This window comes from Intrasporangium chromatireducens Q5-1 (assembly GCF_000576575.1).
Classification (GTDB): Bacteria; Actinomycetota; Actinomycetes; order Actinomycetales; family Dermatophilaceae; genus Intrasporangium_A; species Intrasporangium_A chromatireducens.
The window spans coordinates 1-10,328 of sequence record NZ_AWQS01000137.1 but is presented as its reverse complement, the minus strand read 5'-3'; the positions used below and the strand labels follow the sequence as shown (position 1 = coordinate 10,328).

Annotated in this window: 10 protein-coding genes and 2 tRNA genes; 2 read left to right on the top strand and 10 right to left on the bottom strand. The window is 70.5% G+C overall.

Features of this window, described 5'->3' with window-relative positions:
- Nucleotides 1-45: 45 nt before the first annotated feature.
- Nucleotides 46-891 carry a trypsin-like serine protease gene (locus tag N864_RS14720; RefSeq protein ID WP_155892956.1) on the bottom strand — a complete coding sequence of 282 codons (846 nt, stop codon included), beginning with the start codon at nt 889-891 and terminating at the stop codon, nt 46-48.
- A gap of 183 nt (nt 892-1,074) precedes the next feature.
- On the opposite strand from N864_RS14720, the gene N864_RS14715 reads away from it, so the two are divergent.
- Together N864_RS14715 and N864_RS14710 are read left to right on the top strand one after the other, a co-directional pair.
- Nucleotides 1,075-1,145 (top strand) — tRNA-Pro (locus N864_RS14715).
- A gap of 20 nt (nt 1,146-1,165) precedes the next feature.
- Nucleotides 1,166-1,239: transfer RNA gene (locus N864_RS14710), tRNA-Pro, on the top strand.
- A gap of 207 nt (nt 1,240-1,446) precedes the next feature.
- On the opposite strand, the gene N864_RS14705 is transcribed toward N864_RS14710, so the two are convergent.
- From N864_RS14705 to N864_RS14665, 9 genes are all read right to left on the bottom strand, one after another.
- On the bottom strand, nt 1,447-2,676 hold the full coding sequence (locus N864_RS14705; protein WP_051518614.1) for a tyrosine-type recombinase/integrase: 1,230 nt from the start codon (nt 2,674-2,676) through the stop codon (nt 1,447-1,449).
- The gene (locus N864_RS14700) at nt 2,660-2,875 is read right to left on the bottom strand and encodes a helix-turn-helix transcriptional regulator (protein ID WP_034718289.1); all 216 of its coding nucleotides are present in this window, start codon (nt 2,873-2,875) and stop codon (nt 2,660-2,662) included. The genes N864_RS14705 and N864_RS14700 overlap by 17 nt, the downstream gene beginning before the upstream one ends.
- The gene (locus tag N864_RS14695) at nt 2,872-3,459 is read right to left on the bottom strand and encodes a hypothetical protein (protein WP_034718286.1); all 588 of its coding nucleotides are present in this window, start codon (nt 3,457-3,459) and stop codon (nt 2,872-2,874) included. Before N864_RS14695 ends, N864_RS14700 begins: the two co-directional genes overlap by 4 nt.
- Before the next feature lie 80 nt (nt 3,460-3,539).
- Complete coding sequence (locus N864_RS14690) at nt 3,540-5,261, bottom strand: type IV secretory system conjugative DNA transfer family protein (protein ID WP_051518615.1); 1,722 nt, start codon at nt 5,259-5,261, stop codon at nt 3,540-3,542.
- A 53-nt stretch (nt 5,262-5,314) separates the two neighbouring features.
- Entirely contained in the window at nt 5,315-5,833 is a 519-nt protein-coding gene (locus N864_RS14685; protein ID WP_051518613.1) for a hypothetical protein, read from the bottom strand.
- A 51-nt stretch (nt 5,834-5,884) separates the two neighbouring features.
- On the bottom strand, nt 5,885-7,387 hold the full coding sequence (locus tag N864_RS14680) for an ATP-binding protein (RefSeq protein WP_034718280.1): 1,503 nt from the start codon (nt 7,385-7,387) through the stop codon (nt 5,885-5,887).
- Nucleotides 7,384-7,851 (bottom strand): hypothetical protein, encoded by a 468-nt coding sequence (locus tag N864_RS14675; protein ID WP_034718277.1) that lies wholly within the window; start codon nt 7,849-7,851, stop codon nt 7,384-7,386. The genes N864_RS14680 and N864_RS14675 overlap by 4 nt, the downstream gene beginning before the upstream one ends.
- A 41-nt stretch (nt 7,852-7,892) precedes the next feature.
- Nucleotides 7,893-8,690: a hypothetical protein gene (locus N864_RS14670; protein ID WP_034718275.1), complete on the bottom strand. Its 798-nt coding sequence runs from the start codon at nt 8,688-8,690 to the stop codon at nt 7,893-7,895.
- A 50-nt stretch (nt 8,691-8,740) separates the two neighbouring features.
- Complete coding sequence (locus N864_RS14665; RefSeq protein ID WP_034718272.1) at nt 8,741-10,210, bottom strand: SCO6880 family protein; 1,470 nt, start codon at nt 10,208-10,210, stop codon at nt 8,741-8,743.
- Nucleotides 10,211-10,328 lie beyond the last annotated feature (118 nt).

Sequence of the window (10,328 nt, the reverse complement as noted above, 5' to 3'; positions counted from 1 at the left end):
CTTCCGCTCGGAAGCCGGCTCAGCGACATACGACCTTGTCGGCTGTCAGCCAGCGGGCGTGACGCCGAACGAGGCGAGCCAGTCCTGCACGACCGGGATGTCGACGCGCTGCAGGCCGTCGAGGTAGCGGCAGTTCGCGGTGTAGCCGTAGCTCGTCACCGTGACCTGGTAGCCGTCCTTGAAGGTCGGGCCGCCCGAGTCACCGAAGCAGCTGCCGCCGGTGCCGCGGACGTCGTTCGGGTTGCCGTTGACCTGCAGGATCTGCGGGGTGAGCTTCTGGCCCGGTGCTTCGGCCACGCGCCGGATCAGCGGGTAGGACTCGGGCGTCGGCTTCTGCGGCCCCGATTCGGGTTTGCGGACCTCGGTGCCGTAGCCGACGATCGTGAATAACGTGTGCGCGAGCTCGCGGCGCTGGACCCGGTCGAGGTAGTTCGTCGGTGCCAGCTTCGCGGGCGTCATATCTTGCGGCTTCTCGAGCACGATGACACCGACGTCGTTCCAGTTCTTCAGGTCGGTGAAGTCGGAGTAGCCGGGGTGCGTTTCAGCCATCCCGGCGAACCAGGTGCGGCCCTTCGCGTCCGTGACAGAGCGGGTGTACCCCGCGGCGGGGTCGGCCGCCGGAGGAACCCCAGTCGGCGCCTCTTCAGCGATCACGGGGTCGAAGTTGACGATGGTCTTGCCCGACGTGCCGGCCGTGCAGTGGGCGGCGGTCAGCAGGATGGTCGGCGCGACGAGGGTCGCCGTGCAGCGGTATCTCCCGCCGTCCTGGTAGAAGAGGATGACGCCGACGTTCGGGTGGCCGTTTCCATCGGCCTCCCCTCCGGTGATGGCGGTGGCGGTGAGCGCCGGGACGGTGACGAGTCCGAGGACGGCCGTGACAGCCAGGATCATTCGGCGAACTGATCTGAACATGAGTCTGCTCTCCGTTGAGTGGACCGGGCCGCCCCCGACGGCCCGCGGTGCTGCGACGCTACCGGCTCCCGGGTTCCGATGGGGGGGCAAGCGCGCCGCCGACCGATTACGACCTCGGCCGGGGCGTGCGCTAAGGTTCACACGCCCCGCCAAGCGGGGTGACGGGCTGTGGCGCAGCTTGGTAGCGCACTTGACTGGGGGTCAAGGGGTTTACCCCGCTCTGGTCGGCCCGAACAACTGAAAATCCATGCCACGGGCTGTGGCGCAGCTTGGTAGCGCACCTGACTGGGGGTCAGGGGGTCGCAGGTTCAAATCCTGTCAGCCCGACGTAAAAGCCCAGGTGAGAGTAGGTTTCTCGCCTGGGCTTCATCATGTCCGGGGGTCGTTTTCCGTGGTCCCCCTCTGGTCCCCCCGGCACGGTTGGAGATGACCGCCTGTGTGCGAGCGGCCCGCCTCGGCCCGCTTTCCTGTGGATAAGGGGACCAAAAGGGGACCAGAACGCCTCCGACGGCACTCCCGCGGCGTCGAAACGCATCACAGGCTCCTGGTCGCCGGTCCGCTGCGCCGGGCGTGCTTGCGTTGCCCGGCGGCGGAGAGGAAGGCGTTGGCCTGCTCGGCGGCGGAGGCGAGATGCCGGTCGTCGGGGTGGAGGTAGCCGCGGGTGGTTTCCATTGAGGCGTGCCCGAGTATGTCTTGCAGAACGTGCAGCGGGATGCCGGCGTCGGCCATCCAGGTCGCCCCGGTGTGGCGCAGGCCGTGCCGGGTGAGGTCGGGCAGTCCGAGCTTCGCGACGATGCCGTCCCAGTTGGTGGCGTCGCGGACGGTCGCGGTGGTGAGGTAGCCGCCCTTCGGGCCGACCAGCAACGAGTCCTCGGGCTGCTTGCCGTTGGTAAGGCGTTCCAGCACGGGCCGCAGCGGTTCCAGGATCGGCACGCGGCGTTCTTTGCGGCTCTTGGTCGGCTTGGTGACCAGGCCGCCTTTGCCGGGGAAGACCTGCCGGCGGATCACGACGAGGTTCTTGTCGAAGTCGACGTCCCCGACCTGTAGCCCGGACACCTCCGAGGACCGTGCGGCGAGCAGCGCGGCGAGCATCACGAAGTCGCTGTAGGACTGGTGCACCTTGCCGCAGGCCCTGGCGAGCCGGTTGAGGGTCTTCATGTCCGGGATCGCGTGCGCCCGCGGAGAGGCCTGCTCAGCGGACTGGCCGCGGAAGGCGTTGCGGTTCAGGCTCCGCTTGGCGCGATTCTTCGCCGGGTTGATCGTCAGCAACCCGTCGCGCACCGCCTCATCGAGCACTCTCACGAGCGGGGCGATGGTGTTCTTGATCGTGGACGCCCCGTGGCGTTGTTCCCATTCGTCGATGGTGCGGTCGATGATCCCGGCGGTGATCTGAGTGACGGGCAGGTGTCCGAGCGCGGGCAGCACTCGCAGCTTCAACCCGTAGCCGTAGGTCTCGCCGGTGGAGGTCGGGTCCAGGCCGCGCGCCCACCTGTCCCCGATGGAGGTGACGAACTCCAGCAACGTCATGGACACGTCCATGCCCTTGGTCGATGAGTTGCGGAGCTGGTCGAAGAAGGCGTGTGCGGCTGCTTCGTCCCGCACTATCTCCGAGCGGATGACACGCCGCTTGGTGGTCGGGTCGGTCCACCGGGCGCGGGCACGGATGCCGTAGGAGCGCCGCTCCATGTCCGTGGAGACCTTCACCCCGATCGGCGGGACCGGCTTGGGGACGGCGGTCGGCTGGGGCTCAGCTCTCCTGGGCATGGTCGTGTTCCAGCTCGGCCAGCCAGCGGTCCATCGCATCGAGCCGGTACCGGGCGATTCCGCCAAGCCGCAGGAACGGCGGCCCGGTGCCGGCGGAGCGCCACCGCGACAGGGTGGACTCCGAGACCTTCAAGTACGCGGCGACCTCCCGGCTGTCCAGCAACGGCGAGACGACCAGTGCCTCGGTCTTGTCGCTCACGAGACTTCTCCGGTGTCGGGGTCGAGGTCGCGGTAGAAGGCTTCCTCGGCCTCGCGGCGGGCCTGGACGTCGGACGTGACGAACTCCACGAACTCGGCGTCGCGGTCGGTGATCGGGATGTCCTCGATCGGGTCGCCGGGTTCTTCGCCGGGCCAGATGGTCTGCCGGGTGGGGCGGTCGTGGTCGAGTCGGGTGCCGCAGGCGGCGACCCATTCGCGGAGCCGCTGGCGGGCGTCGGCGAAGTCGCGGTGCCAGCCGAGCGGTGCGCTGCCGTTCTGGTCGGGGTCGTAGGCGCAGAGCCAGTGCAGGTGCAGCGCGCTCAGTTCCCACAGCAGCTCGGGGTGCATGTGCCAGGCCGGCGGGATCACGGAGGCGGGAAGCCCGTAGGTGTGGCGCAGCCAGTCCACCCAGCGGTTGAGCTCCAACCACTCGGCTTCGGCGTCGTCGGCGCTCAGCAGGTTCCAGTTGATCGGGTGCGGCGGCTCGGCGATCAGCGGCTCGTCGTAGCCGTCGTCGTCCATCTGGTCCATATCCGAGTCGGGAACGTCGTTCGTCGTGGCGTCGTCGCGGGATTCGTCGGACATGCTGTGCTCCTGTCTGCTCTCCGGCGCCGGTTCGTGCCGGGCCGTTGTGGCGGGCAGGTACTCCTTGCCGCGACCGACGCTCAGGTGTCGGAGCGGCGCAGCAGGGCTTCGATCTCGGCACGGTCGGCGGCGAGCTGGCCGGCGTCGGGACGCTTGGGCCAGGGGTGCAGGTCGGTGACGATCGGGGGCGCGGAGCGCAGCAGCACGATCCCGGTCCCGAACGGGAGCCGGCGGATACGGTCGGGCGGGAAGATCGGCACCCGCCGCACGGACCTCTGGTTGGAGCGGCTGCCGTGGTCACCCAGCGTCACGGAGTCGGTGTACTCGTCGCGTTCGCCGACCAGGGCGCTCAGGTCTTGCAGGTCGCGGCTGTTGGAAGCCCCGCCGAGGATGACCTTGACGATCGAGGCGTCCCAGATCGCGTTCGCCTGGTGCTCGTTCCACTTGTCCCGCGCCTGCGCGAGCGATTGGAGCACCGGCATCGTCGTGATCCCTGAGCCGCCGCCCTCGGCCATCAGCGTCGGCAGGGAGGGCAACGGCGAGAGGTTGGCTATCTCGTCCAGCGCCAGCAGCATCGGCGGATCAAGACGCGCGCCCGCCGACCGTGCGGCCAGGCGGCGGGCGGTCTCGATGAGGTCTTCTACGAGCGCGGCGACCAGCGCGGCGCTGGCTCCCGCACCGGACCCGGTTGCCAGCAGGAACAACGTGCCGCGGTCGCGGATGAACGCTTCGGGGTCGAAGCCCTCACCGGGGCCGGGCGATACGGCGTCGAGCACGCGCGGGTCCGCGAGGGAGCCGAGGGCGAGGGAGACGCCCTGCCAGATGGAGTCGCGGGTGCGGGGGTCGGAGTCGATCATCGCTTCCAAGGACTCGGCCCACCCGGTCGCCGCCTGGGTGGAGCCGGTCAGGATCGCCACCGCGTCAGCGGCCGCTGTTGGGTCGAGAGTCCATCGGAACAGCTCGGCGGGCGGCCGGTTGTCGATCGCTGCCGCGTGCAGCAGGGCTTGGAGCGCCGCCCGTGTCTTGCCCTCCCAGAAGCCTCCGCCGTCTACGCCGCCTGCCGACAGGCCGGTGCCGGCGGCGAGCCCGGTGGCGCGGATCATCGCCGTCTGCGGTGACTCGCAGCCCCGGATCGGTGACCAGCGCAGACCGGCGGGTAGCCCCTCGGCCAAGTGTTGCGGGTCGAAGATCGCGACGGGGCCGATCCTGCGACGGGCGCGCATGGTCGCGGTGAGGTTGTCCGGCCTGGTCGACGTGACGACGACGGCACCGGGCGCGTCGAGGATCGCCGGGATCACCAGATGCAGGCCCTTCCCGGAGCGGGGCGGGCCGATGACCATGATCGAGTCCTCGACCGAGGCCCACACGCCGGTGCCCTTGGAAGTGCCGAGCCGGTAGCCCACGTCGTGCGGCCGTGGGTCGCTCAGACCGGGGCGCAGGTTTCCCGCGCGGCGCAGCAGCGCCTTCTCAGACGCAGCGGCAGCGACCTCGTGGCGGGTGGCGATCCCGGCCATGCGGCGCGGGTCGGCTTCGATCCAGTGGGTGTGGCGGCGCAGCCGCAGCCACACCCATAGCCCGCCGGTCACGAGACCGGCGAGCAGCAGCCCGGCGACGATCCAGTAGACGACCGGGTTCAGGCCGTCCGCGTCGAGCGCCGCGGCAGGGTCGCCTGGGCGGAACAGCACTCCGACCCCGGAGGCGGGATCGCCGGCCGGCTGGGAGGTGCCGGTCAGGAACGCGGCCACCGATCCAGCGGCGCGCAGGATCAGCGCGACGCCGAACAGGACGACCAGCCCGATCATCGCGGCGTTGGTCAGCTCGTCCCCGAACGAGCCGGTCTGCCGGCCCTGCTCGTTCACGGCACTCGTCGGATGATCGTGGTGCCGGAGACGCGGCCGAACAGGATGACCTCGATGACCCCGCCGGCCTGGTCAACACTGACTCCGGCCGGGTCGATGAGTGCGCGCGCGGTGCCGGTGCGGGCGGCGTCGGTGTGCCCGGTGACAACGGCGACCGCCACGTCCTCGCCGGGAACGAACCCCTCGCCCTCGACTGTGTGGAACACCGGCCCGGCCGGCGCCTCCGGTTCCGGTTCGGGCTCGGGGCGGGAACGCCGGCTGCGGGCGGCGATGATGTCGGTGAAGGTCGTGCCGTCCGCTTCGCGGACCTCGACCCTGGCCGGTGTCGTCCGGTCGTTCGTGGCCCGGACGATGATCTGCCCGAACGAGGAACGCCGCCACGGCGGCGCGAAAGGGTCGGGGTCCAACCGTTTCCCGTCGACGGTGACGGTCACGGTGCCGTCCTCGCGCACATCGAGCACGACGAGCGGAATGGAGACCGGGACAGGCTCAGGTTGCGGCTCGGGTTTCCTCATGCCGCCAGGTGAGCCGGAGCCCGACTACGCGCATGGGCCGTGCGGTTCTGGTCAGGATTCGTGAACTTGCGGGTTTCCGCCGGTCATGCGGGCGGTGGTGTCGAACGCGGCCAGCTCGGCGGGGTGGAGTTGGTGCTGCACGACGAAGGCGCGATCCTTGATCCGCCAGAGCCCTTGCCCGGTGCCAAGTCCTGGCAGCAGGCGGCGTTCGGTGCCGGTCAGCCCGAGCGCGACGGCGGTGGGGCCGAGCTGATCGGTCTCCTGCCGGTAGACGATCCGGGTCTCCGCGTTCGCCAGCAGGCTGTTCGCCAGCGCCCGGTTCGCCGACCCTGCATCGCCGACGTTCTCCAAGTCGGTGAGCTTGTGGAACACCAGCAGATTTGCCAGCCCGTAGTGCCTCGCCAGCCGCCAGTGCGCGTCCATTCTGCGCAGGAGCGCCGGATGGGACATGAGCCTCCATGCCTCGTCGTAGACGACCCATCTGCGGCCCCCGTTGGGGTCGAGCAGGGTGGCTTCCATCCACGCCGACGAGCAGGTCATCAGCACCGAAATCAGCGTGCTGTTCTCGGTGACGCGCGAGAGGTCGAGACTGACCATCGGCAGCGACGGGTCGAACCTGACGGTGCTCGGCCCGTCGAACAGGCCGGCCAGGTCCCCGGCCACCAGGCGGCGCAGCGCGTGGCCGACCTGGCGGCCGTCCTCGGTGAGCCGGCCGTCCGGGTCATCGGCAGGGTCGGGGCGCAGCAGCCGGTCGACCACCATCGGCAGGATCGGCACGTCCGCGTCCCGGACCGCGCCGACCAGGGCGGTGTCGATCGCGGTGTGCTCCAACGGCGCCAACCGCCGATCCAGCACCGTCTCCGTCAAGGCTCCGAGCAGATCGCGGCGCCGCGCGGCGAGGGTGGTGGCCCACTCCTGGTCGGACAGGCCACCGGGCCGGTAGCCCTCATCCAAGGGGTTGAGCCTGTTGCCCATCCCGTGCCCGAGGATGATCGCTTTCCCGCCGACAGCTTCCGCGACGCCGGAGTGCTCGCCTTTGGGGTCGCCGGGCACATAGACGCGGTACCCGAAGGGCAGACTGCGGGAGTAGAGGCTCTTGGCGAGCGAGGATTTCCCGGAGCCGACGATCCCGGCCAAGATCAGGTTCGGCGCGGTGATGATGCCCCGCCGGTACAACTCCCACGGGTCGTACACGAACGACGAGCCGCTGTAGAGGTCTTGGCCGATGAAGATTCCCGCGGCTCCGAGCCCGGCTTCGGCCAGGAACGGGTACTGCCCGGCAAGCACGGCGCTGGTGTCCTGATGCCGGGGCACCCGGAAGCGGCCCGGTGTCCTCAGCGCCGCTGGACCGGGCTCGCCGGCGGCGGGCAGGTAGACCGTGGCACGGCGTTCGGCCCGTTCGGCGGCGGCCTTAGCCTGGGCCGCTTCCTTCTCGACGTGACGCTGCTCGGCGACGACTCGGGCGGCGGCTTGCCGCCGCTGCTTGCGCAGCCGGCGCCGCTCCGAGGCGGGAGCGACGAGGACAGCGGTATGCAGCTTCTCGCCCCGGCTCACAACGACCGCCCCCGCGTCCCGGAGACACAACCGCCGGCGGGACGGTCGAACCATGACGAGTCCGGCGCCGGGCGAGGTTGCCGTGGCATGTCCGGCTTGGGCTGCGGCGGGTCCTCAATGCCGAGCAGGGCCAGCGCGTCCGCGTTCTGGCGAGCGGCCTCAGCGACCCATCCGGGAAACAGGCCCTCGTGCTCGGGTCTGCTGCCGGGGTTGTCGATGGCGTACTGGCGGGCGTCGCCGGCCGCGGTCAGGTAGGCGGCGAGGTCGCGCATCGCGCGGTCCGGGGCGACCGGGGCGCCGGCGCCGGTGAACAGGTCCCGGCCGTCGATCGTCTGCCCGGTCGCGGTGTCCTCGATGCGGTAGGCGTATCGCTGGTGCTCGCCCAGCGGCGAGTCCGGCCAGACGGTCAAGGTGAGCGTCCCGACTTGCCGGGACATCGGAGCGGCGGGGTCTGCGCTGTTCATGGCGGGCAGGTGCGCGCCGACGCGTCTCGGTGGTGGCTACGTCAGAGCGACAGCCCGCGGGCCTGCTTGACCGCGGCAACGCCGGGATGCTCGAACCAGCCGCCGTCACGGACGGCGCTACGCCGCCCGGCCGTCTCTCGCTCACGGCCTGTCGTCGGGCGGCGGGCCGGGACGTGCGCCCCTGCTTCTTTGTCGATGGCGTCCTCGGCGCGGATCAGGTGCCGCCGGTACAGGGCGACGTGCCCGGCCATCGGGTTGTAGGTCATCGCGTAGTCGCCGGTCTCGGCCTGCCGGTCACCGGGATAGACCGGGGCGGTGTCGTGAACGTCGCCGTTCTCCAAGGCGGCGTTCGTGGTCTCCTCGCCGTAGTCCCACGCCGACAGATGCTCGATCCCCGCCTCGACCCCGTGGGCGTCGATGAGGTCGATCACCCGGTCGGCTTCCTCACCTTGGAGGAACACGACGCCGACCCACCGCTCCACTATCCGGTCCTGCGGGTTCCACACGATCCGGCCCGAGTGGGTCATGGCCGCGCTGAGGCGGTCGTCGGCCTGGTCGATGAGCGTGCCGGCCTGATGCAGCTCATCCGCTGCGGCCAGCGCCTCGGCCGCACCGCCGCTGTACTCGCGGGACTCGTCGGTGACGTGATGCTGCCGGCTCAGATGGGCGGCGGCGAGCTGGTCGAGCACCTGCCGCAGCGATCGCAGCCCGCCCAACAGCTCACCGATCACGACGTAGGTCTCGGACGGGTCCTCGAAGCTACGGCTGGCGTGAGCCAGACCGCGCAACGCCTCGTAGGCATCGCTGGCATCGCTGGTCGGGTTCGTGTATGTCGGCATCACGGGCCTCCTTCAACGGGGGTGGGATGCCTGCCAGGTGAGCGCGCCGGTCACACCGTGCGGCACAGCGGCAGCGCGGCCGCCGTGAACGCGACCGCTTGCTGGCCGACGAGCCTTCGGGTCTCGCAGGAGGCTTGGATCGAGGCTTGTTCGATCGCGGCGACCGCGGCTTCCAGCTCGTCGACGCTGGGGGCGGAGACGGAGATGAGGCCGGAGACCCGCAGAATCCCGTGGCCGGCGGTCAGGTCGGCTTCCTGTTGCAGCACGTCCTGGTACTCGGCGGTCTGGGCCGCGTCCTCGATCTGCCCGATCCGGGCGCGCTGGGCCGCATCCGAGATGTGCTCGACCTTCTTCTTGCGGATGTCGCGGGCCGCCTGGTCCGAGCGCATAGGCGTGTAGATCAGCGACACCGACCGTTGGATGCCGGTCGACAGCAGCACCGGCGCGAGGAACCCCGGATAGACGAGGCTGCGAGGCCATTCGGAGACCCACAGCACGGTGTGCCACGCGGAATCGGTGCGCAGGTTGCCCCAAGTCTCGGTGACCGCGACCGGGCCGGCTGCGGCAAGCTCCTGCCCGAGCCGCCCGTGCCGCTCCAAGGTGGCGGCCACGGCCGGGTCATACGCCGAGCGCAAGATCACCGCGACCTGACCGGGACCGAGCCACCCCGAAGGGGTCAAGTCCGCAGACCGCAGCGCGGCGACCAGAGTCGCCATCTCCTGCCGGAGCACCGCGGCGGCACCGCGGATACCGCCGCCGGCGGTCCTGATCTGCCGACCCGCGACCTTCATGTCCAGCGAGAGGCTGACGGTCGTGGCGTGCCGTTCCCCGGCGGGGCCGGCCCGCTCGATCAGCTCACGGTAGGTGGTCGCGGCCCAGGAGCCGTCGTCGGTGCCGTGCTCGGCCCACCATTCGGCCAGCCCACTACCTGAGTCCGGCAGGGTCCGTTCGAGCACTTGCAGGGTCGCGATCCTCCCGGAGCGGCAGACCGTGGCGAGCACCCGTCCCCAGGAGGTGACGCGGCGCTCCTGTTCTCCGGGGTCCAGCAAGATGAATGCCGGATGGGTCACTTCCGTCACGACCGTCAAGGTCGCCTGGCGGGGGTCGTGGATCATGCACGCCCCGGTCTCGCGGTCCAGGTGCTCCCGCAGCCGGGCCATGTCGCCTGGCAACGCGAGACTCCCGGCCGGTCGAGGCTTGACGATCCGACGCCGGTAGAGCAGTTGCCCGCCGGTCGAGCGCCACAGCCACCAGCAGGCGACCGGGAGCCACTCGACCATCGGCCGCCCGGCGATGGACACCCAGGTCAGCACCACGGCGAGCAGCCAGATCGGGGCGGTGTAGGCCAGCAGCATCCCGGCGCCGCCGTAGAACGCGGCTAGCAGCGCCAGTCCACCGATGCCGAGGGTGATGAGTTGAGAGACGGAGAGGCCGAGCAGTACCCCGCGGCGGGTGAGCCGGCTGAACTTCATCGGCGTCAGCTCGCTACCGGGCGTCTTTCGTTCCGTCGCCGTGGGCATGGCCGATCACTCCTTCCCGGTCCACGGCGGCCCGGACTTGGGCGGCGCCGGAGTTCGCGGCTGCGGCGTCGAGGGCGGCGGCGTCTGGGGCGGCGGCGTGCCGCCACCGCGCTCGTCG

Excerpts from the sequence above, each read along its gene's own strand:
- N864_RS14720 (WP_155892956.1), bottom strand. The coding sequence starts at position 891 with ATGATCCTGGCTGTCACGGCCGTCCTCGGACTCGTCACCGTCCCGGCG.
- N864_RS14705 (WP_051518614.1), bottom strand. The coding sequence starts at position 2,676 with ATGCCCAGGAGAGCTGAGCCCCAGCCGACCGCCGTCCCCAAGCCGGTC.
- N864_RS14695 (WP_034718286.1), bottom strand. The coding sequence starts at position 3,459 with ATGTCCGACGAATCCCGCGACGACGCCACGACGAACGACGTTCCCGAC.
- N864_RS14690 (WP_051518615.1), bottom strand. The coding sequence starts at position 5,261 with ATGATCGGGCTGGTCGTCCTGTTCGGCGTCGCGCTGATCCTGCGCGCC.
- N864_RS14685 (WP_051518613.1), bottom strand. The coding sequence starts at position 5,833 with ATGAGGAAACCCGAGCCGCAACCTGAGCCTGTCCCGGTCTCCATTCCG.
- N864_RS14675 (WP_034718277.1), bottom strand. The coding sequence starts at position 7,851 with ATGAACAGCGCAGACCCCGCCGCTCCGATGTCCCGGCAAGTCGGGACG.
- N864_RS14670 (WP_034718275.1), bottom strand. The coding sequence starts at position 8,690 with ATGCCGACATACACGAACCCGACCAGCGATGCCAGCGATGCCTACGAG.
- N864_RS14665 (WP_034718272.1), bottom strand. The coding sequence starts at position 10,210 with ATGCCCACGGCGACGGAACGAAAGACGCCCGGTAGCGAGCTGACGCCG.